The following is a 21,461-nucleotide window of genomic DNA, read 5'->3' as shown; positions in this document are numbered from 1 at the left end:
TTCCGAGAAGGTCACATCAGTGACGTGGTGTTCAGTCCTTTTCCGGAACGGCGAAAGATGGACCGCCTGGTTGGCCCGATCATGAGGACGCGCGCGTTTCCAGCATCATTAAAATACATCCACCAATGAGGGCAATAGAACTCAAATAAATCCCCACGAGAATGGCCACAGCTGCCGAATGAAGAAGACTCATCTCAAAAATGCCGAAGACCAAGGCGAGAAGCAGGGTAGCTGCCACGAGGGCCGCCGGGATCAATATTTTCGGTGTCTCGGAACGTTTCAGCAGGGAAAATATCGGGGCCCATAGAAACTGGGTCATCGCCAGTGCGACGGCCAGCGTAATGGCGTACGACGTCAAAATACTTCCGGGCACTACCGGCTTGGCCAGAATGACGAAGACATACACCGAGCACAGAACCAGTGATGCGCCGAGGAATATTGCATAAACCTTCAGCTCGTGGAGCTGGATGAGGCTTCTCATCCAGCCACAGAGACGTTGATGTTGTCGGTAGCGCAGGCCGGCTCGAACAGGCATGAGAAACCGAGGTTGGGACGCTGAATCAATGTCTTCCATGTGTCAGATCCTGTCGAGTTGAAACGAGCGTACGCTTCGTGCGCGGGAGCCTGGAACCGCCAGCCAACCATTTCAATGAGACCCGAGCGGTAGATCCGGTTCATTACGTTGTACTGGATGGACCCGATGCTGCAGTAAGGGTTTCCGACGTTGTGCTTGAACCTGACCTGAGCGTAGGAACCACTCCGATAGGCTTCCAGAAACTCCATACCCGCCGAGCTAGCCGTGCGGGTATCCACAAAGACACCGTTGCGGTACCGCGTCGTCGGCCCAACGGCTTTGAGCAGGACCAACGACTGGCTATCAGGATTACCCCAATTGACGTTCGCCCACATGAACGTCCGGAATTGCGACTCACCGGCGGGCGCTGTTGTCGTCGGAGCCCGGTAGCTCCGGTTGTCGCCGCCAAAGCTCCAGCCATCCTGGCCTACCACGCCGCAGCTGATCGCCCCGGCAACGTCCAGAGTGACCCTGTTGTCCGGAATAAAGGTCTTGTACTCGACAGCGTTCGTATACGGCTGATAAGCCCTCGGGGCGGGCTTCGTTGTCCCGGATACGGATATCCTTAGGGTTTTCTCGGAAACCGCCGATGGAGCATCGGACGTTCCTTTGGCAACGATTTTGTATTCGTGTGTTGAATCTTGGCTCAGCCCGCCTTCCTTGAAATTGTTAGTCACACCCTCAGACAAGAGGCCGCCATCCCGGAAGACTTGATAGACGGTGTCGGCCCCGGAGACGCGCCAGCTTAGACTCACAGTGTGGTCCGTCGTGGCGACGGCAAGGTTCGGTTTCATCGAATCCGGTCGGACATCGACCTGGTTCTTATTGGTGGATGCGTCCACCAACCCTGGATTCTCGGCGGAGGATGTTCCGATCCAGTCCATCTTCCTAGTATCTATCTGCGGTTTCTGCCTCGGCGACTCAAACGCGTCAACTGGGCTTTCGTACTGAATGACGTGGATGGGCTCACCTGATTTCAGTGTCCCCGTGTAGACTTTCTCGCCCGTCTCTGCTGATTCTTCGAGCAGTTTCACGGATCCGCGCCCAGGATCATCGACTCTGGGCTTCACCCCTATTTTCACCGTAGGAACGCCGTCTGTGTGTGCAGAGGCGTTGTTGATCCAGCGGTAAGGCCGGACATCAACAGTGTCACGCCAACGGCAACAGCCATCTTTCTGTACAAGGCAAATCCCCCCAATAGATATCAAAAACGAGAGGACAATGTCATAGTTTGTCGCCCGCGGCAAGTCATATGCCTCAAAAAGCCACAGGTTTTCAAGTCACTTGTCTGGAGGCGAATGTGTTTGCGCAGCACCGCGCTGTTTCGGCCCGCAGCATGTCTTGGAAACTCGTCTCGGTGAAATCTGTCTTGGACGGCGTCTGGCTGGGACTTTTTGAGGCATAATGGCTGGGTGAGGCTTCTCGGATATACGCGGGTGAGCACTTCGAGCCAGGATGCCCAACTGCAGCTCGATGCCTTGCTTGCTACTGGGGTTCAGAAGGGTGATGTTTTCGCCGATGTCACCTCCGGGAGCAAGGCTGCGGTTGAGCGGCCCGGGATGAAGAAGCTGCTCGCCTACGCCGAGAAAGGCGACACGGTCGTGGTGTGGCGCGTGGACCGGACGCTGCGCGCCTCGTAGGCTGGAGCCGGGCAACCCTGTATCGGCATCAGCAGGCCATAGCGGCCCGTAGGCGTACCGGCGCCTAGGCCACAATGAGAGGCGACGAATGCTGGAAGATCCTCCGACTTCACGTCGAGGACCAGGTTCCCCTCGCCGCTCTCGCACGTTACACGGGCATAAGTGCCCGCACCCTCCAACGCTGGCACCGGCTATGCAAGGCCGGCGGTATCAAGGCGCTGGACAAGAACCCGCGCTCCGACACAGGAAAGCGGTACACGGATCCCCAGACGGTAGCGTTCGTCGAAAGACTGGCCCTGACTAAACCGCGGCCGAGTTTGGCGACGCTGCACCGCCTGGCCGCTTCCGAAGCAGCGCAAGGAGGCTTGCCCGCGCCCAGCTACGCCACGGTGCGCGGCATTGTTCAAGCCCTCGATCCAGCTCTGGTAACCCTCGCCCTCGAAGGCCCCGCCTCCTACCGCGACCAGCACGAACTCGTCTTCCGTCACCGCGCCGACCACCCCAACCAGATCTGGCAAGCCGACCACACTGAACTCGACATCCTCATCATCGGAGCGAACGGGAAACCGGACCGGCCGTGGTTGACAACCGTGATGGACGATCACTCCAGGGCACTGTGCGGATATATGGTCTTCACCGGCGCACCCTCGGCCATGAACACAGCCCTCGCTCTCCGGCAGGCCATCTGGCGCAAGAGCGATGCCGCCTGGGCGATGTGCGGCATTCCTGATGTGCTGCACGTCGACCATGGCTCCGATTTCACCAGCCACCACCGTGAACGCACCGCCATCGAACTTCACATCCGCCTCATGTTCTCAACGATTGCCAGGCCCCAGGGACGAGGGAAGATCGAGCGCTTTTTTGGCACCATCAACACCGAAGTCCTCGCGGCTCTCCCTGGCCATCTTGGATCTGGAAGCCGCAAGCCCAAACCTGCGCTTGATCTTGCCGCCCTTGACGGCGCCATCGGCTCCTTCATCGCCACTTACAACGAACGGCCTCATCAGGAACTCGGGCGATCTCCGCGGGACGCCTGGGTTGCAGGCGGCTGGCTTCCCCGGATGCCTGATAGCCTCGAACAGCTCGACGGGTTGCTGCTCACAGTGCCTAAACACCGCACGGTCCAGCGCGACGGAATCCACTTTCAGGGCCAGCGCTACCTGGCTCCAACCCTCGCACCGTTCGTTGGGCATACAGTGACGATCCGCTACGACCCTAGAGACATCTCCGAAATCAGGGTTTACGACCACGACACCTTCATCTGCATTGCCATCGACGAAAACCATCCCAACCTCAGGCTTAGCCTCCGTGACATCGAAGCCGCCCGCCGGGCCCGCCGGCGCGAATTGCGCCGGACCATCAACGACTGCGTACCGGCGCTCGTAACCCGCGAGGAACCACGACAAACAACACCAACACCAACCAGGCGCCGGCTTCGAACCTATGAAGAGGACTGACCATGAACCAGGACTTCATCGTTACCAAGGAGCACAGGCGCTTCACGGAGTTCGCTAATGCCGTCCGCAAAGAACAAACCATCGGGATCTGCCATGGTGATGCCGGAGTAGGCAAGACTCAGTCCGCACGCCGCTACGCCAACTGGGACAAGCTGGAGCCCTACATCACAGAATGGGGCCCGCGGGGCGACCATGATGCCAAACACTACGCTCTGGCCAACAGTTCCCGCACGGTCTTCTACACACCCGAAGTGTTACCCAGGCCCAAGGACCTCATGCGCGACATCGACCACCTACAGGTCAGGATCGGCATCTGCGCGGACGAACACCAACGTCTTATCGGCAAGGTCACGGGTGTCCACGCCAGTAACACCAACAGATGGGTCGAACTACTGATCATCGACGAAGCCGAACGGCTTACTCCGACCATCCTCGAGCAGCTCAGAGACAAACACGACCGCACCCATATCGCGATCATGCTTATTGGCATGCCCGGCATTGACCAACGCTTTCGCCACTACCCACAGCTGTATAGCCGCCTCGGCTTCTCCCACCGCTACCGAACCCTCGGCCGCGAAGAACTCCTCTTCGTCCTGGACCGCCACTGGAAACGCCTCGGAAAAACACTGGACCCAGAGGATTTCACCGACGCCCAAGCCATCGCCGCAATCGAGCGGATAACCCGCGGCAACTTCCGCCTCCTCGAGCGGCTGTTCCCCCAAATCACCCGCGTCCTGAAAACCAACCAACTGGAAACAATCACAGACGACGTCATCGAAGCAGCCGCCAGCGTCCTCGTCATCGGCAACTAGCGACAGATACCGATCAAAGAACACCGCCACTTACCGACCAACTCCACAAAGCTGGCCGCGCCGCTTTTGCGGCGCGGCCAGCTTCGATTGGCGCACTGGGGCCCTCATCGGCGGCCCTACCGGGAGCCAACCATTGTGTCGGCGGGAGTCAAGACTCCGAAGCGTTTGGCGAGCCATTCGGTCTGGCGTACCCACTGGGAGATCTGGCCACCTTCGTGGCCATTGAAGGGATATACCTCGATTTCGGCGTCAACCGCTGCGGAGTAGTTGTATGCCGCAAACACGCTGGAGGGCAGTACCACGCAGTCCATAAGGCCCACTGAGAACAATGACGGGACGGTAATGCGGCGCGCGAAGTTCACACCGTCGAAGTACGAAAGGGTCTCGAACACTGTGTCCACGCGTTCGCGGTGCACCGCCAGGTACTGCTCGATCTCGCGGAACGGATGCTCTGGTGTGCGCCCAACAGAATGGCGAAAGTGGCACAGGTACGGAACATCGGGCATTGCCGCGTGGACAGCCGGGTTGAGAGCGGCCGCGGCGAGGGAGATCCCACCGCCCTGGCTGCCTCCGGTAACGGCGATGCGCTCGACATCGACGAACTCGAACTGTTGAACGGCATCGATCAACAGCGCCGCGTCAGTGAACACTCGTCGGTAGTAGTAGGTGTCCCGGCTGCCGATGCCGCGGGTCATGAATCCGGGCACGGAGCCGGCGGATCCATGTGGGTCGGCAGTGTCGCCACCAGAGCCCCACCCGGAGCCCTGTCCTCGCGTGTCCATCAGTACATGGGCGTAGCCGGTGGCGGCCCACCTCAAGTGCTCGCCGGGAATACCGCGTCCACCACCGTATCCGATGAATTCAACGACGGTGGGAAGTTTTCCCTCCTTGCGGGGGCGGGTGACCCATCCGCGGACCGGCTCACCGCCAAAACCGGAGAATGTCAGATCTTCGACGATGATTTCGGTGATCGGGGTCATGGCCGGACTCAGCGTGGCCTGAGTCGCGAGCGCGCGTGATTCAACCAAGGTGCGTTCCCAAAAATCATCGAAATCAGCAGGCTGAGCGACTTCGGGGCGGAATGTACGGAGGTCGTCAAGAGGCATGTCAGTCAGTGGCATGCAGTCGAGAATAATGCTTGGAATCTGGTTGCGGAAGCGCTTCGATAAAATTCTTGCGCTAATCATCCCGTCACCCTAGGATCATTGTTCGAACCGCTTCGATCCAAGCCGACTTTCGATGGCTGTTTCGAACTGCGTGACTTTAGTTCCGACCCGATGGCGAGTGGAGAAGATCCAATGATGGATGTTGCGAGTTTGGATGGTTCCCAAGGTTTCGACGCCGCCGAGGCGTCCGCTCTGCTGGTTTCGGCAGCAGAGCACCCGATCGTTCCGGGATTTCACCCTGATCCGACGATCTGTCGAGCAGGTGGTGACTACTACTTGGCGCATTCAACGTTTGAGTACTCGCCGGGAGTCCCGCTCTGGCGGAGCCCGGATCTTGTTACCTGGAGTCTCGTGGGCCATGCGCTGGATGGCGATCCACATCTGGTAGCCGGCGAAGCCGGCGCGGGCGGGGGCGTGTATGCGCCCACGCTTCGTCATTACAACGGTCGCTTTTGGATGATCACTACTAATGTATCGGGAGAGCCCGGACAGCTGATCTCCTCTGCGCCGTCCATCGAAGGCCCCTGGGGGCCGAGCACCCTGCTCCCGGGACTCCTCGGAATCGATCCCGATCTGGCTTGGGACGATGAGGGAGTCTGCTATCTGACTTTCTGCTCGAACATGCCGTCCGTGCCGGGAATCGCGCAGGTGCGTGTCGATCTGGAATCCGGACGGTTGCTCGATGAGCCGCGTACCCTGACCCGAGGTAGCGGCTTGGCATACCCGGAAGGGCCGCACGTGTTCCGTCACGGCGAATATTGGTACCTGCTCTACGCGGAGGGCGGTACCGAGCGTGGCCATTCCGTCGGCATCGCACGGTCTTCGTCTCCGGACGGTCCGTATGAGTTGCATCCGCAGAACCCGATCTTCTCCCGCCGAAGCACTGTGTTCCCTGTGCAGAACGTCGGTCACGCCGATATGGTCGAGATGTTCGACGGTTCCTGGGCGATGGTCTATCTGGGCGTTCGACCGCGCGGCGCCACTCCGATGTTCCATGTGAATGGCAGGGAAACTTTCCTGGCAGGTATTGATTGGGTGGATGGCTGGCCTGTTGTGGTGCCGGATCGATTCCGATTCGCGGCGCCCAGCACGGCGTTCGCCGATACCTTCGATGGCCCGCTCGACGCACGTTGGATCTCGCCGGGAAGCGCCCCTGCTGAGATAGCCCGGCCCACTGCCGACGGCGTGCAGATCGTCTCCGTCGCTTCACCGAACGGGGCGCCGTCGATGCTTGCGGCCCGTGTTTCCGACCCACACTGGCGTTTCGCGGCCGTCACCGAGGTGTCCGATTCGGCCGCGGTGCGTGTTCGCATGGACGAGCGGCATTGGGCCGAAGTAGTACTTGTCGATGGGCGGGCCGAGGCCCGGATTCGTGTGGGTGCGTTGAGCCAAACCGTGGCAGACGATCAGCAACTCGCAGACGGATCCCGTCGCCTGATCATCGAATCGCAGCCGGCGACAACAGGGGGGCCGGATGATCTTGTCCTTGCCGTCCAGGACGACGACGGCGAGAGGGAACTGGCAAGGCTGGACGGCCGCTACCTCTCCACCGAAGTCGCCGGCGGATTCGTTGGGCGGACGGTCGGTCTTCGAGCGGTTGCTGGCGAGGTGCTGTTCTCGCGTGCTGAGTACACGCCTGCTCACGGGGCCGGGCGATGAACTACCCTGACCAGACTGACGTCCGCGCGCGCTTGGAAGGGATCGACGCCGTAATCGAGACGGGCCCGTGGGCAGCCGAATGGGAGAAACTGCGTATCGCCCCGCCCGAGTGGTATGTCCAAGGCAAGTTCGGCATCTTCATTCACTGGGGCGTGTATTCCGTTCCCGCGTTCGCCAACGAGTGGTATTCGCGGAACATGTACCGGCCGGGGACGCCCGAATACACTCACCATCGGCTCACCTACGGAGACCAGCGCGAGTTCGGCTACAAGGACTTCATCCCGATGTTCCGCGCCGAAAAGTTCGATGCCGCCGAGTGGGCCCGGGTGCTCTCCAAGTCGGGTGCGCGGTTCGTGGTGCCGGTTGCAGAGCACCATGACGGCTTCGCGATGTACAAAACGGCCCTGTCTCGATGGAATGCAGCGGAGATGGGTCCGGAGCGCGACGTCATCGCCGAACTCGCCGATGCGGTGCGCGCACAGGGGATGGCGTTCGGGGTATCGACTCACCGGGCGGAGCACTGGTTCTTCTTCAACGGCGGGCGTACTTTCCCCTCGGACGTCGACGCCCCGGAGACGCTTGATCTATACGGACCCGCGGCGCCGGAGGAGGTGCAGCCAAGCACTGCATTCCTGGAGGACTGGCTGGTGCGCACCTGTGAACTGGTCGACCTGCAACAGCCCGACATCGTGTACTTCGACTGGTGGATCGAGCAGCCCGCGTTCGCGCCGTATCTCCGCCGGTTCGCCGCGTACTACTACACGCGTGCCGAGCAGTGGGGGCGTACCGTCGCGATCAACTACAAGTACGACGCCTTCGCCGAGGGCACTGCTGTCTTCGACGTGGAACGCGGCCAACTCGCCAGCATCAGGCCGGACTTCTGGCAGACCGACACTTCCGTTTCGACGACATCGTGGTCTCACGTTGAGCCGCAGCACTGGAAGGATCCGGTGGATCTCATCTGCGATCTCGTGGACATCGTGTCGAAGAACGGTGCTCTCCTGCTTAACATCGGTCCGAAGGCGGACGGCACAATTCCCGCCGAGGAGGTGCTTCTGCTCGGGGCCGTCGGGTCGTGGTTGGCAACGAACGGAGAGGCCATCTACGGCACCCGACCGTGGATTGTTCCGGGGGAAGGGCCGACCGCCGTCGCGGAAGGTGCGTTCACGGATACGGAGCGTCAGCCGTATACGGATCGGGACATCCGATTCACGACGGCCCGCGGCGACATTTACGCCACAGTGCTCGGCCCGGTGACCGGTTCGGAGGTGAGGATTCGATCGTTCAGCAGCGAACTGACCCTGCTGTCGTCCGGGATCGAGCGGGTGGATCTTGCTGGCCCGTGGCGGCCGGAGATCGTCTACAGGCAGGATGCGGAAGGACTGCACATCGAGGTCCCGGAAGGTGCTCAGCGCGACGTGCCGCTGTGCTTCCGCGTTCGGCCGCAGCGGTCCGCTGACTGGCGTCACACGGATCAACTTCTCGCCGACGTGGTGGGGAGCATCGACAAGCCGGCCCCGGCTCGCGCCGCTGATGAGCTCTCAGCGCCGGGTCAGGACATCGGGCTTATCTAGAGCGGTCTTTACGGTCAATTACGACGGCGCAGGGCCGGTTGAGGCGCGGACTGTAAGGTGCGTGGGCATGACGGCAAGCCGGCGGTTGGTTCCGCCGTACAGCGGATTGAGTTGGGACAGGAGCATGGAAACAGCCACGCGCCCTGCCTGTTCGATGGGCGAGGCCATGGTCGTGAGCGGGGGATTGCAGAAGTCGGCGCCGAAGATGTCGTCGCAGCCAACAATGGACATGTCGTCCGGAACCCGGATGCCACGTTCGCGCAGCCGTTGGAGCATGCCGATGGCCAGGAGGTCGTTGAACACGATGCAGGCCGTGGCTCCCGTGTACACGGCGGCGTCGGCGGCAGCCGCGCCGGAGGTTGTCTTGGGCGCGAACGGGCCCACGTGGAAAGTGTTCAGGTTCCGGTTCCGGGCCTCCTCTTCAAACGCCTTCCAGCGCTTTGCATTGGACCACGAACTGGCCGGGCCGCCGACGTAGCAGATCCTGCTGTGGCCCAGCGAGACAAGGTGCTCGAGTGCTTGGATGATAGCCGACGGCGTATCGATCACCACTGTGGGTGCGTTGGCCGATGCCCGGTTGATTGTGACCATGGGTTGCGTTGCTGCGGCCTCAGCCAGTTGCGCGTCTGTGAGGCGGGAGGCAGCGAGGATGAAGCCGTCGGCGGAGCGGCGCATTTTCTGAAGCGCGTCGGCTTCCATCTCGGCGGATTCTTCGGTGTCCACGAGCAGCTGGGTGTAACCGGCGGCCTTCAATTGGTGCTGCGTGCCGCGGATGATGTCGAAGTAGAACGGGTTGGTGATGTCAGGGACCAGGACGGCCACTGCCTGGGTGCGGCCCGAGCTGAGGCCGCGCGCCTGGGAACTGGGCACATAGTTCAGGCGGGCAGCAGCTTCTTCGATGCGTTCCCGGGTCACATGGTTCACCCTGTCCGGATTCGAGAGGGCCCTGGAAACGGTCGACGTGGCCACCCCGGCTAGTTCGGCGACGTCGCGGATGGTGGGCTGCCTGCCCGGTGGCTGGAGCTGGAGATCTGCCATGGCCTGGTTGTTCCTCATCTGCTGCAGCCGCTCAACAGTGAGTGGCTTGTTCCACTATTGCAGCACCATTGGCAATTTTTGGCAATCGCTTGCCAAGCTTGTTGCGCCCTGCCTAGACTCGGAGAAATCACCCGATGTGATGTGCACCACGCCGTTGTGGACGTTGGGTATCCAGGGAGGAAAACAATGAAGTTTGCATCGTCAGCCAAGCTCGCAGCCGTTGCAGTAACTGCAGCACTCGCCCTATCCGCGTGCGGAGGTGGCAACAGCGGCTCCGGCGGAAACGCAGGACCGGTGGACGGCAAGGGAAAGACCCTCAGCGTACTCACCGGCGTCAACGCCCAGTACCCAGAACAACAGAAGAAGTGGCAGGCCGATATCGCCGCCAAGTTCAAGGCGCAGACTGGCGCTGATGTGAAGTTCGAGACGTTCGCATCAGCCAATGACGAACTCACCCGCATCCAGACTTCCGTGGTTTCCGGCCAGGGTCCGGACGTCTACAGCCTTGGCACCACGTTCACCCCTACTGCCGTTGCCACCGGGGCCTTCGTCACTTTGTCCGACGACGACTGGAAGAAGATTGGCGGAAAGGACAGGTTCAACCCCGCAACCCTGGGCATTTCGGGCCCGGATAAGGACCACCTCGCCGGCATCCCCTTCGTCAGCCGCCCCTTCGTGATGGCCTACAACAAGGATTTGCTGGCTGCGGCCGGCATCGACAAGCCCGCCACGAGCTGGGACGAGCTTGCAACCCAGGCCAAGAAGATGACCAACGCAAGCGCGGGCACCTACGGCCTCGCCACCGGTTACAAGGACAACTTCGATCCGTGGAAGTTCATCTGGGCAATGTCGGTCCAGGCCGGCGATCCGCTGGTGGACGGCAAGACGCTCAAGCTCGACGATCCCGCAGTGAAGAAGGCCTACGATACCTACTTTGGCTGGCTCACCAACGACAAGGTGGTGGATCCCGCGTCGATCGGTTGGAGCAACAGCAACGCAGTTGCCGCCTTCGCCAGTGGAAAAGCCGGTTACCTGATGATGACGACGTCGAGCTCCATCCCGACCCTCGAGAAGTCGGCCGTTGCCGGCAAATACGCATATACCGTGATGCCGACGACCGCTCCCGGACAGAGCAGCCCCCAGGGCGACGGTGCCAAGGCGGCGAGCATCCTCTCCGGTGACAACGTGGTGGTGGCCGATTACTCGAAGCAAAAGGACCTGGCATTCGCCTACATCAACCTGATCACGTCCAAGGACGAGCAGCTCAACTACCAGAAGACCTTCGGTGACTTGCCCGCCAATGCCGAAGCCTTGAAGAGCCTCACGGATCCCAAGCTCCAGCCCATCGCTGATGCGGCCCAGAAGTCGAAGGCAACTCCGTTCACCGGTGCATGGGGCGATATCCAGCTTGCCCTGCTGAACGTGACCGTCCAGTCGATCCCTGACCTTAGCAAGGGCAGCATCGACGAGTCCGCGCTTGCCCAAAGGATCAAGGACGCCCAGACCAAGGGCCAGGCGTCCCTGGACCGCGCATCCAAAGGTTAGTTCCAATGTCTACTGATGCTTCCAACGAAGTCCGGATCGCGGCGGAGTCCGCCGCATCCGGAGCTTCCGGAACAGTCTCGGCCGCCGCCGGACCGCCTACAGGCGCAAGCAACAGCCCCGGCGCACCCAAAACGCCGCGTCGCAAGGGCTTGAGCGAGCGCAACCGGCCGCTCTGGATGCTCATCCCAGGCGGCACGCTGATGGTGATCATCATTGTTGTTCCGCTTCTGCTGGGCATCTACATGTCCACACTGAACCTGGACCAGTACACGCTGCGGAAGTGGATCAGCTCGCCGTTCATCGGGGTGGAGAACTTCGTTGAAGCGGCCGTGGCATCACCGCTCCTGCACGCGATCTGGCTCAGCGTCAGCTACTCGTTGATTGCCATGGTCATCACACTCCCGCTGGGCATCGCCGCAGCAGTTGCCACCCAGAACTCCTTCAAGGGCCGCGCAGTGGTCCGGTCCATCTTCCTGATCCCGTATGTACTGCCGGCATTCGTGGTGGCAACGGTATGGCGCACGATGTTCCAGCCCGAAGGCATCGTAGACAAAGTACTCGGAACGTTCGGCATCCATGCGGGCCTTTGGCTCAACGGTCCGCAGACATTCTGGACCCTGATCCTGGTGCAGATCTGGGCGTCCTGGCCCTTCATCTACCTGCTGGCGCTCTCCGGCCTCCAGTCCGTTGACCACGAGGTCCACGAAGCTTCGGCCCTGGATGGTGCACTGTGGTGGAACAAGCTCCGGTTTGTGGTTTTCCCCTACCTGAAAGGTCCGCTCTCCTTGGCGTTCCTGATCGGCATGCTGCACCACATCAACAACTTCACCCTTCCCTTCGTCCTGTTCGGCGTACCCGCGCCGAGCGACGTCGAGGTCCTGCCGATCCTCACCTACGTGACGAGCTTCCAGAGTTTCCGCTTCGGACTGAGCGCCGCCATGGCCTTCATTTCGCTGGTGCTCATAGCCATCCCGCTGTTCATCTACCTGCGCGCCGTCAAGCTTGACGACGCCGAGACTCCTGGAGCGAAGAAATGAGCGCCTCCGCTGTCACAAGCCGCCGTTCGACGGCGGACGCCGCAGTCATGCGGCCCGGCTCCAACCGGCAGCACGAGGTAACGCGGCTCCTTCCGCGCCCGCTGCTGGTCATCATCCTGGTCTTCCTGTGCGCCGTGGTCCTCATCCCGGTGCTGTACATTTTCCTGTCGTCCATCAACTCGGACATCGGTGTCGCAAATGGCGAGTTCTGGCCTTCGAGCGTCACCTTTGAGAACTATTCGAAGATCTGGACCAGCGTGGGGCTCGCCACCGGCTTGGCCAACAGCGTCCTGGTGGCGGGCAGCACCGCCGTCGTATCCGCCGCGCTGTCCGTTTCCACCGCGTTTGTCCTGGTGCGGTACAGCTTCCGCGGCCGCTTGACCATCCTCCGCGGGCTGCTCGCCCTGCAGTCGGTGCCCGGAACGCTGATGGTGCTTCCGGTCTTCGTGCTCTTCTCTTCGGCGGCCACGTATCTCGGCATCCAGGTCATCGGCACCCAATGGGGATTGTTCGTCACCTACCTGACCTTCGCGATGCCGTTCTCCACGTGGGTGATGGTCACCTACCTGAGGGGCCTGCCACGGGAACTGGAAGAGGCCGCGAAGATCGACGGCGCCAGCAACCTGGGCGTCCTGTTCAAGATCATCCTGCCCCTCAGCTGGCCCGGGATCGTGGTCTCCGGCATCTTCGCGTTCCTGCTCGGCTGGAACGACGTCCTCTTCGCCTCCGTCATGACGCGCCCCGAAAGCCAGACAGCCGCCGTCGCACTCCAAATCTTCGGTGCCTCCCAAGAGGGCGGCGCGATTCCCTACTACGGCCAGATGATGGCGGCCGCGCTCGTCTGCGCGGCGCCCGTGGTCATCCTTTACCTGATTTTCCAACGTTATCTAGTAGGCGGGCTCACCGCCGGAGGAGTTAAATAACCATGGTTTCGGACACTCAGACCCCTTGGCTGCTCTCAGGTTTCGGGGATGAGATTGACGATGATCCAGCCATCCAGATCGCCGTGCTGCAGGCGCTCGGGGCAAACCATATAGAGGTACGCAGTGCGTGGGGGACCAACATCGTGGACCTCTCCGACGAGCAGCTCGCCACGTTGAAAGCCCTGCTCGCCGGGAAGGACATGAAGGTCTCCGCGATCGCCTCGCCGATTGGAAAGGTCGACGTCGGCCTGCCGGTTGAGCACGAGGTGGAGCGGCTCCGCCGTGCGGTCAATGCCGCGAAGGTGCTTGATGCCAGGTACATCCGGATTTTCTCCTTCTACTACGGCGAAAACGTCGCCGTGGAAAGCATCCGCGACGACGTCATCGAGCGCATGCGTGCCCTCGCGGCGGTAGCCGAGGAGTCCGGCGTCGTCCTCCTGCACGAAAACGAGAAGGACATCTTCGGCGACGTCCCGGACCGTGTGCTCGACATCATCGAGACCGTCAACTCCCCGGCCCTGAAGGTCGCCTGGGACGCCGCGAACTTCGTCCAGGTAGGCGTGAAGCCGTTCGACGAAGCGTACGAAAAACTCCGGCCGCACCTCGAATACCTCCAAGTGAAGGACGCCCTTTTCGCCAACGGACACGTCACCCCGGCGGGGGAGGGCGACGGCGATGTGCAGCGCACGGTCGAGGCGCTCAAAGCAGACGGCTACACCGGTTTCGCCAGCCTTGAGCCACACTTGGCCGGCGCCCACGGCCTCGGTGGTTTCTCCGGTCCTACCGCGTTCGGCATCGCGGCCCGCGCATTCGCGAAAGTAACTGCAGAAGCAGGAGTCCAAACAGCATGAGCAACATCCGGGTAGCCATCACCGGCTGCGGCGTCATCGGCCGCACCCACGCGGCAGCACTGCAGGAATTTCCCGGAACAACCGTCGTCGCCCTCGTCGACGCCATTCCGGAAGCCGCCGAAAAGCTCGCAGCCTTCATCGCCGAAAGCGGCCGGCCCCGCCCGGCCATCTACACGACCATCCCCGACGCGCTCGCGGCCGAGGAGATCGACCTCGTCGCGCTCGCCACGCCCAGCGGCCTGCACATCCAGCACGCCCTCGAAGTCCTTTCCGCCGGCAAGCACGTCATCATTCAGAGAGTAATAAGACCCAAATTAACGGCCATAATGGCCGCTACGCGGCGGGAGGTCACACCGAACTTCCGCCGAATATTTCCCATATGGAAGTTCACATTGGCTTCCGAGCAGTTGCAGATAACCGATATCTCCCAACTGGTCTTGCCGATGGCGCACCACTGCAACACTTCCTTCTCCCGGCTGGTCAGAACCACCGGTTTGCTGACCGGATGTTCGAAGGCCAGTCCGGCACCGCTCTGCAGTGCGTAGTCCTTGAGCATCCACAGGGTCGGCAGGACCGACTCTATGAAACGGTTGGCCTCGGCCCGGTTTTCCGCTTCCACGCTGAGGCTCAGCGCGCCGAGTTCGCCGCGAGCACCATGCAGCGGCATGGTCAGCCCATACACCAGGCCGGCGGCCGAGGCTTCCTCGAAGAACTCGTGCTGCTTTCGCGTCTGGTAGATGGACGGTTCCCAGAAAATCGGCAGTACGCTCTGGGTACAGTGACTGACCGTCGGGTCGACCCGCGCGTAGCCAGCCCGGTCGTAATGCTCGCGCCAGGCGGCCGGGTAGTTGCCGACGATGAAGGCGTTCTCGTAGTCCTGGCTGTCCTTAGGCAACAGGCCGAACAGGATCTTCGAGAATCCAAGGTCGCTCGCCATCTTCTGCAGGATGGCGCTCCACTCCAATTTTCCACTTGAGCGTTCCAGCTCAAGAAAACCGTCAACCAAGGCCATCGAAAAGCCTCTCGACGTCGACCTGAGCCGCGCCCAGGAAATCGAAGCCGCCGCGCAGGAAGCTGCGAAGAACGGCGTGGTCGCTTCCGTCATCAGCCAGCACCGCTTCGACCAAGCCAGCGTTGCCGTGGCGGACGCCGTTGCCAAGGATCGTTTCGGCCGGCTCACCTCGGCCATCGCCTCCGTGGCGTGGTGGCGCAGCCAGGGCTACTACGATTCCGGCGACTGGCGCGGAACTTGGGCCATGGACGGCGGCGGAGCACTCATGAACCAAGGCGTCCACACCGTGGACCTGCTCCTCTGGTACATGGGACGGCCTGTCGAAATCAACGCCCACACCGCCCGCCTTGCGCACGAGCGGATCGAAGTCGAGGACACCGCCGTCGCCACCGTCACTTTCGAAAACGGCGGCCTCGCCGTGCTGCACGCCACCACCGCCGCCTACCCGGGCCTGACCGTCCGGCTGCAGCTGATGGGCTCGAAGGGCTCGGCAGTGATCGACAACGATCTCCTCCAGTACTTCCACGCCGCCGACGCCAGTAGCGAAACGTCCAGCATGGGCCTCCAGGGTGGCGGCAACCAGGCCGAAGAGGAGCTCGCCAAGTACCCGGCCGAGGACTACGAAGCCAAGGACCCCACCGTCTACCCCGCCGGACATGTCCGCCAATACCGCGACATCCTCGGGGCCATCGCCGAGGGCCGGGCTCCCCGGGTCACGGTCAGCGACGCCGTCAACGCGCTCGCCACCGTGCGCGGCGTCTACGCGTCCGCGACCCTGGGCAAGCCAGTCTTGTTCGACGACGTGCTCGCCGGCAAGTACAACGAACTCGAAGTCCGGACCGGGACGCCTGGGGGCATGTCCGCAGGCGATGCCGCAACAGAAGGGGCCTGAAACCCATGAAATTCTCGGTCTTCACCGCGTCCACCCCCGAATGGTCTCCCGCCGAGGCCGCCAGCAACCTCGCCGCCCAGGGCTGGGACGGCATCGAATGGCGGGTCACGGACCAAGCGGAGGCAGCCGAACCGGGCTTCTGGGCGGGAAACCGCGCCACCTGGCCCATGACGGGACTGGAAGATTCGATCCCCGGGATCGCCCGGCTCACCGCGGAAGCGGGGCTCGAGTTCTCCGGTCTCGGCGGCTACGCCCGCTGCGACAACCACAACGACGTCGATCGCGTCCTCGCGGCAACGGCCGCCTTGGGTGCCCGGCAAGTCCGTGTCAACGTGCTCCCGCTGGGCAACTCGACCATGAGCGGACAGGAACCCAGCGGCCTGTCCTACCCGGAACTGTTCGCCGCCACCCGTGAGCACTACGAATGGGTGGCCGGGCGCGCCGCGCACCACGGGGTCAAGGCCCTGGTGGAACTGCACCATGGAACTGTGACAGCCTCTGCTTCCTCGGCCAGGCGCTTGCTCGAAGGCTTGGATCCGCAGCACGTCGGCGTCATCCACGACCTCGGCAATCTCCTGATCGAGGGCTGGGAATCGCCGCTGCCGGCACTCCAGCTCCTTGGCCCCTACTTGGCACATGTCCACGTGAAGAACGCCCGCTGGGTACGCACCGATTCGAAGGACGAGTCGGGTGCAGCCGTGTGGGCCAACGAATGGGCACCGCTCGCCGAAGGCCAGGCCAGCGTGCTCGCGTACTTCCGGGCGCTCGCTGGGTTCGGTTACGACTCGTGGGTCACAGTGGAGGATTTCTCCACCGAACTTCCCCTCGCCCAGCGTACCGTTGCGAACCTTGAGTACCTGCGCAGGACAGCAGCGCTGGCCGGGCTCGCCGTCGTCGCACACACCTAAGCGTTCCCGCCCTGGCGACCGCCGGCGTCGGGCGCTTGTTGCAGAAGCAGCCGCTCGCCTCATAAAGGCAGGCGGCTGCTTCCGTGGGCTCTTGTTTGGATGATGCGCGTTAGGTGGTGCGCGGCGCGCGGGCCAGGTTTTCCTTGAGTTCCTCGGCATTCTGCCGAACCACGTAAGCGGGGCGGTCCCGTTCGACGCGCCAGCTTTCGTCGAGTGGACCGATGTTCACGGTGTCGAAGCCGAACTCGTCGTAAAGCTTGGTCACCAGCTCCGCTGCCTCCGGGAAGTCGCTCGCGGTGGCCAGCGCCCGACTTTTGCGCCTTTTTCCGGGTGGCAACAAGGGCTATTTGTTGCCAAAAAGCTAGGATGGGTCCGTGAGTGAACCCCAGAGCCGGCGGACGCCGGCCCGCGCCAAGCGCGGCCGCGGAGAGAAGCCCTCCGCCACCATTTACGACATCGCCGAGCTCGCGGGCGTCAATCCGTCCACCGTTTCCCGCGCTTTGAACAAACCGGGCAGGGTCAGTGCCAAGACCCGGAAGATCATCGAGGATGCCGCAGCGCAGCTGAACTATCGGGTGAATCCCTTCGCGAGGGCCCTTCCCACTGGCCGCACGCAGACCATCGGGCTGATCGTCGCGGACATCACCAACCCCACGTTTTTCGGGATCATCCGAGGAGCCGAGGCGACGGCCGCCGCCAGGGACTACACGATGGTGCTCGCGGAATCGGCGGAATCTGCCGACACTGAGCTCACCGCGGCCCGGCGAATGCTGGGCACAGTGGACGGGCTCATCCTGGCCAGCCCCCGCATGGACGACGACCGGATCCGCGAACTCGCGGCGGCCAAACCCGTTGCCGTCATCAACAGGGAGGTTGACCACGTGCCGTGTGTGGTTCCCGACGTCAACAAGGGCATCAGTGAGGCTGTGCGAAGCTTCGCCGCCAACGGGCACAGCAGGGTCGCGTATGTTGCAGGCCCGGTGAGGTCCTGGATGTCCGAGCGCCGCTGGGAAGGCGTTCAGGCGGCTTGTGATTGGTCGAGGCTGGAGTCCTTCCGGGTTGAGTCTTCCAAGCCGACGCTCGACGGCGGACGGCAGGTTGCGAGGGCAATAGTGGAAAGCCGCGCGACAGCAGTCATCACGTATAACGATCTTCTGGCCATAGGACTGATGCAGGAACTCCAAGCGGCGGGGATTGTCGTGCCGGACCAGATCAGCATTGTCGGGTTCGACGACATTTTCGGCGCGGATTTCACCACCCCTCCGCTTACGACTGTCCGTTCACCGCTGGGGGAGTGCGGTTCCGAGGCCACCAAACTCCTACTGGACATGCTCGACGGTCGGGCTACCCCGGCCTCGCCCGTCCGGGCGGATACCGAACTCGTGGTCCGCGGTTCGAGCGGCAGGCTCCTCAACGGTGTTGTGTAGCCGCTGAGCCGGGCGCCGCCATGTCGGCGTCGGGAACCGCACCCAAGCCAGGATGGCAACGATTTGGCAATTTGTGGCAACCGGTTGACAGGGAGTTGCCGAGGCGCAGAACATTGACCTATGTCACAGTCGATTGCCGCCCATCCCGACCGACTCCTGCCCGCGGATCCCGGGACGCGCAGCATCGCGCGCACGCTCCTGGAACAGGTTCAGGACCTGCCCATCATTTCCCCGCACGGCCACGTTGACGCCGCTGTCATCGAGCAGGACACCCCATTCCCCGATCCTGCGGCGCTGCTAGTCACTCCTGACCACTACGTCACCCGGCTCATCCACGCGAGCGGTGTCCCGCTCGACCGGCTCGGCGTCGGTCCGCGATCAACAGCCACCCCGCGCCAAATCTGGCACGCTTTCTGCGAGGCCTGGCCGCTCTTCGACGGCACTGCCTCCGGATACTGGCTGCGGACCCAGTTCGAAGCTGTCTTCGGCCTGGAGTCCGAGCTCAGCGCAGAAAACGCCGATGCCAGCTTCGACGCGATCTCTGCCCGCCTGCAAGAGCCCGGGTTCCGCCCCCGCCAGCTTTTCAAGGACTTCAACATCGAGGTCCTGGCCACCACCGACGATCCGCTCGACGACCTCGCAAGCCACAAAGCCATCGCGGAGGACCCGTCCTTCCACGGCCGCGTGCTGCCGACGTTTCGCCCCGACGCCTACCTGAACATCGCAGGCGCCGACTGGAACAGCAGGGTAGACCGCCTGATCGAAAACGCTGGCGGCGGCGCCACCGGCTACGCGGGATACATCGCCGCCCTCGAGAACCGCCGACGCTATTTCGTGGACCATGGCGCTGTCTCCGCGGACCATGGCGTCCGCACTCCCGCAACCATCAAGCTCGATGACGCCGAGGCCACGCGACTGTTCGAGCTGGCCCGCGCCGGCAAGGCCACGGCCCGGGACCGCGACGTTTTCGAAGCCCACATGATGTACCAAATGGCCCGGATGTCGGTGGAGGACGGCCTGGTCATGACCATCCACCCTGGCTCGTTCCGGAACCACCATGAACCGACGTTCAATGCATTCGGGGCGGACAGCGGTCACGATATTCCCGTTGCCACCAACTACACCGAGGCCATTCGCCCGCTCCTGCAGGACTTCGGCACGGCGAAGGACTTCCACTTGGTGCTGTTCACTCTGGACGAGACTGTATTTTCCCGGGAATTGGCCCCGCTGGCAGGCTTCTATCCTTCTGTGTACCTCGGTGCTCCGTGGTGGTTCCTCGACGCCCCGGATGCCATGCTCCGCTTCCGCTCGGCCGTCACGGAGACCACGGGCTTCTCGCGCTCGTCCGGCTTCATCGACGACACGCGGGCGTTCTGTTCCATTCCGGCCCGGCACGACGCCTCGCGCCGGATCGAAGCATCCTTCCTGGCGCGGCTGGTCGCCGAGCATCGCGTCAGCGAAGACCGGGCCCACGAGATCATCGTCGACCTCGTCGATTCCTCGCCACGAAGGGTTTTCAAACTGTGACAACCGAGCAGGAACTGCCAAAGCTAAACCGCGCCATCAAGCCGGCACCCAAGGCTGCCATCCGCATTGTGCACATGGGCCTCGGTGCGTTCCACCGTTCGCACCAGGCGTGGTACACGCAGCACGCCGGCGATGCCGCGGAGTGGGGAATCGCCTCCTTCACGGGTCGCAGGCCGGATGCGGCAGTCGCCCTTGCCGCCCAGGACGGGCTATACACCTTGGTGGAGCGCTCCGAGGCCGGCGATTCCTTCGAGGTCGTCGGCAGCATTGTCGAGGCAGTGGACGGCGCCGACGTCGGACGGTTCGTCGAGCTTGTTTCCGCGCCGCTGACGTCCGTGATCACGTTGACCATCACTGAGGCCGCGTACCGGCTCAATGCCGGCGGGACGCTGGACAAGGAAGCTCCCGACGTCGCGGCGGACCTCGCCGTGTTAAGTGCCGATACCGGCAAGCCGGCGACGCCGTTGGGGCGCTTGGTGCTGGGCCTCGCCGCCCGCAGGGACGCCGACGCCGGCCCGCTCGCCGTCGTCTGCTGCGACAACCTCTCCGACAACGGGACGGTCGCCCGCAACGCGGTGGTCGGGATGGCTGCTGCCTTCGAGCCGGACCTTGCGACGTGGATCAAAGCCAACATCAGCTTCGTCAGTACCTCGGTGGACCGCATTACGCCACGCGTCACGGAAGCCGACCTCGACGCCGTGGCCACCGCGTGCGGTTACGTTGACGTAGCGCCCGTTGTTGCCGAGCCGTTCCACAACTGGGTCCTCAGCGGCGATTTTCCGGCAGGGCGCCCGCGCTGGGAAGACGCCGGCGCGATCTTTGTCGACGGGATCGAGCCTTACGAGAATCGCAAGCTTTGGCTCCTCAACGGCGCCCACTCGCTCCTTGCCTACGCCGGTCAGCTGCACGGCCACTTGACCGTGGCCGAAGCGCTCGGAGACGAAAGCTGCCGCGGCGCCGTCGAAGAATTCTGGGACGAGGCGGCACGCCACCTCAAGCAGCAGGGCTTGGATATTGCCGGATATCGGGTGGCTTTGCTGGAGCGTTTTGGCAACTCCAGAATCGCGCACCACCTTTCACAGATCGCCATGGATGGCAGCACCAAGTTGCGCATGCGCTCCGTGCCGGTTCTCCGCGCCGAGCGTGCGGCAGGCCGTTCCGGCGCTGCCGCAGCCCGCATGATCGCCGCCTGGGCGCAGTTTACGGTGGCCGCCGCGAACCTTCAGGACCCGCAAGCATCCGCGATTGCGGCAGCGAACACACTCCAGGGCAGCACCCGCATCGAAGCCCTGCTGCGTCTGCTTGACCCGGAACTTGCCGCGGATCCCGGCATCGTCGGCCTCGTGGAGGAGCTGGCTGAATCATTTGCCGGAACCGGCCATGAAGCACGCAACGCTTCCTGATGGCAATTTTCCTGCC

General features: G+C 62.8%; 18 protein-coding genes and 3 pseudogenes. 15 read left to right on the top strand and 6 right to left on the bottom strand.

Features of this window, described 5'->3' with window-relative positions; genetic code table 11:
* Positions 1–79: 79 nt before the first annotated feature.
* A complete protein-coding gene (locus tag ACNQPB_RS09660; protein ID WP_498751151.1) occupies positions 80–481 on the bottom strand; it encodes a hypothetical protein in 402 nt (133 codons plus the stop codon).
* Positions 478–1,608 (bottom strand): hypothetical protein, encoded by a 1,131-nt coding sequence (locus tag ACNQPB_RS09655; RefSeq protein WP_498751150.1) that lies wholly within the window; start codon positions 1,606–1,608, stop codon positions 478–480. Before ACNQPB_RS09655 ends, ACNQPB_RS09660 begins: the two co-directional genes overlap by 4 nt.
* Before the next feature lie 378 nt (positions 1,609–1,986).
* Here ACNQPB_RS09655 and ACNQPB_RS09650 point away from each other — a divergent pair.
* The 3 genes and pseudogenes from ACNQPB_RS09650 to ACNQPB_RS09640 form a co-directional block, all read left to right on the top strand.
* Positions 1,987–2,208 (top strand): annotated as a pseudogene (locus ACNQPB_RS09650) (recombinase family protein); the annotation flags it as partial.
* An 80-nt stretch (positions 2,209–2,288) separates the two neighbouring features.
* The gene (locus tag ACNQPB_RS09645) at positions 2,289–3,671 is read left to right on the top strand and encodes a transposase (RefSeq protein ID WP_498751148.1); all 1,383 of its coding nucleotides are present in this window, start codon (positions 2,289–2,291) and stop codon (positions 3,669–3,671) included.
* Between the two features lie 2 nt (positions 3,672–3,673).
* Entirely contained in the window at positions 3,674–4,483 is an 810-nt protein-coding gene (locus ACNQPB_RS09640) for an AAA family ATPase (RefSeq protein ID WP_498751146.1), read from the top strand.
* A gap of 116 nt (positions 4,484–4,599) precedes the next feature.
* On the opposite strand, the gene ACNQPB_RS09635 is transcribed toward ACNQPB_RS09640, so the two are convergent.
* Positions 4,600–5,604 (bottom strand): acetylxylan esterase, encoded by a 1,005-nt coding sequence (locus ACNQPB_RS09635; RefSeq protein WP_498751303.1) that lies wholly within the window; start codon positions 5,602–5,604, stop codon positions 4,600–4,602.
* Between the two features lie 84 nt (positions 5,605–5,688).
* On the opposite strand from ACNQPB_RS09635, the gene ACNQPB_RS09630 reads away from it, so the two are divergent.
* On the top strand, positions 5,689–7,308 hold the full coding sequence (locus ACNQPB_RS09630; RefSeq protein ID WP_498751144.1) for a glycoside hydrolase family 43 protein: 1,620 nt from the start codon (positions 5,689–5,691) through the stop codon (positions 7,306–7,308).
* Positions 7,305–8,882 (top strand): alpha-L-fucosidase, encoded by a 1,578-nt coding sequence (locus ACNQPB_RS09625; RefSeq protein ID WP_498751142.1) that lies wholly within the window; start codon positions 7,305–7,307, stop codon positions 8,880–8,882. Before ACNQPB_RS09630 ends, ACNQPB_RS09625 begins: the two co-directional genes overlap by 4 nt.
* An 18-nt stretch (positions 8,883–8,900) precedes the next feature.
* Here ACNQPB_RS09625 and ACNQPB_RS09620 read toward each other — a convergent pair whose 3' ends face one another.
* Complete coding sequence (locus ACNQPB_RS09620) at positions 8,901–9,920, bottom strand: LacI family DNA-binding transcriptional regulator (protein ID WP_498751140.1); 1,020 nt, start codon at positions 9,918–9,920, stop codon at positions 8,901–8,903.
* A gap of 186 nt (positions 9,921–10,106) precedes the next feature.
* Here ACNQPB_RS09620 and ACNQPB_RS09615 point away from each other — a divergent pair, with 186 nt between their 5' ends.
* From ACNQPB_RS09615 to ACNQPB_RS09595, 5 genes and pseudogenes are all read left to right on the top strand, one after another.
* Positions 10,107–11,465 carry an ABC transporter substrate-binding protein gene (locus ACNQPB_RS09615; protein ID WP_498751139.1) on the top strand — a complete coding sequence of 453 codons (1,359 nt, stop codon included), beginning with the start codon at positions 10,107–10,109 and terminating at the stop codon, positions 11,463–11,465.
* A 5-nt stretch (positions 11,466–11,470) separates the two neighbouring features.
* Positions 11,471–12,502, top strand: coding sequence for a carbohydrate ABC transporter permease (locus ACNQPB_RS09610; protein WP_498751137.1), 1,032 nt, complete (start codon positions 11,471–11,473; stop codon positions 12,500–12,502).
* Positions 12,499–13,425 carry a carbohydrate ABC transporter permease gene (locus ACNQPB_RS09605; protein ID WP_498751135.1) on the top strand — a complete coding sequence of 309 codons (927 nt, stop codon included), beginning with the start codon at positions 12,499–12,501 and terminating at the stop codon, positions 13,423–13,425. The genes ACNQPB_RS09610 and ACNQPB_RS09605 overlap by 4 nt, the downstream gene beginning before the upstream one ends.
* A gap of 2 nt (positions 13,426–13,427) precedes the next feature.
* Complete coding sequence (locus ACNQPB_RS09600; RefSeq protein WP_498751133.1) at positions 13,428–14,276, top strand: sugar phosphate isomerase/epimerase family protein; 849 nt, start codon at positions 13,428–13,430, stop codon at positions 14,274–14,276.
* Positions 14,273–14,509 (top strand): annotated as a pseudogene (locus ACNQPB_RS09595) (Gfo/Idh/MocA family oxidoreductase); the annotation flags it as partial. The gene ACNQPB_RS09600 and the pseudogene ACNQPB_RS09595, both read left to right, overlap by 4 nt.
* A 59-nt stretch (positions 14,510–14,568) precedes the next feature.
* Here ACNQPB_RS09595 and lasR read toward each other — a convergent pair.
* On the bottom strand, positions 14,569–15,288 hold the full coding sequence (gene lasR, locus ACNQPB_RS09590) for a transcriptional regulator LasR (protein ID WP_347032980.1): 720 nt from the start codon (positions 15,286–15,288) through the stop codon (positions 14,569–14,571).
* On the opposite strand from lasR, the gene ACNQPB_RS09585 reads away from it, so the two are divergent.
* The gene (locus ACNQPB_RS09585; protein WP_498751131.1) at positions 15,224–16,180 is read left to right on the top strand and encodes a Gfo/Idh/MocA family protein; all 957 of its coding nucleotides are present in this window, start codon (positions 15,224–15,226) and stop codon (positions 16,178–16,180) included. The genes lasR and ACNQPB_RS09585 overlap by 65 nt on opposite strands.
* A 5-nt stretch (positions 16,181–16,185) precedes the next feature.
* Positions 16,186–17,088, top strand: coding sequence for a sugar phosphate isomerase/epimerase family protein (locus tag ACNQPB_RS09580; RefSeq protein ID WP_498751130.1), 903 nt, complete (start codon positions 16,186–16,188; stop codon positions 17,086–17,088).
* Between the two features lie 109 nt (positions 17,089–17,197).
* Here the strand turns inward: ACNQPB_RS09580 and ACNQPB_RS09575 are convergent.
* Positions 17,198–17,401 (bottom strand): annotated as a pseudogene (locus tag ACNQPB_RS09575) (NADP oxidoreductase); the annotation flags it as partial.
* A 61-nt stretch (positions 17,402–17,462) separates the two neighbouring features.
* Between ACNQPB_RS09575 and ACNQPB_RS09570 the strand changes: the two are divergent.
* The 3 genes from ACNQPB_RS09570 to ACNQPB_RS09560 all read left to right on the top strand — a co-directional run bounded on the left by ACNQPB_RS09570 (position 17,463) and on the right by ACNQPB_RS09560 (position 21,445).
* Positions 17,463–18,515: a LacI family DNA-binding transcriptional regulator gene (locus ACNQPB_RS09570; protein WP_498751128.1), complete on the top strand. Its 1,053-nt coding sequence runs from the start codon at positions 17,463–17,465 to the stop codon at positions 18,513–18,515.
* A gap of 120 nt (positions 18,516–18,635) precedes the next feature.
* Complete coding sequence (gene uxaC / locus ACNQPB_RS09565; RefSeq protein WP_498751126.1) at positions 18,636–20,042, top strand: glucuronate isomerase; 1,407 nt, start codon at positions 18,636–18,638, stop codon at positions 20,040–20,042.
* Positions 20,039–21,445 carry a mannitol dehydrogenase family protein gene (locus ACNQPB_RS09560; protein ID WP_498751124.1) on the top strand — a complete coding sequence of 469 codons (1,407 nt, stop codon included), beginning with the start codon at positions 20,039–20,041 and terminating at the stop codon, positions 21,443–21,445. The genes uxaC and ACNQPB_RS09560 overlap by 4 nt, the downstream gene beginning before the upstream one ends.
* Positions 21,446–21,461: the final 16 nt, after the last annotated feature.

Source organism: Curtobacterium sp. LFS079, assembly GCF_047977865.1.
Taxonomy (GTDB): domain Bacteria; phylum Actinomycetota; class Actinomycetes; order Actinomycetales; family Micrococcaceae; genus Arthrobacter.
Note: the sequence above shows the minus strand (reverse complement) of the source record. Positions and strands in the feature narration are given on the sequence as shown.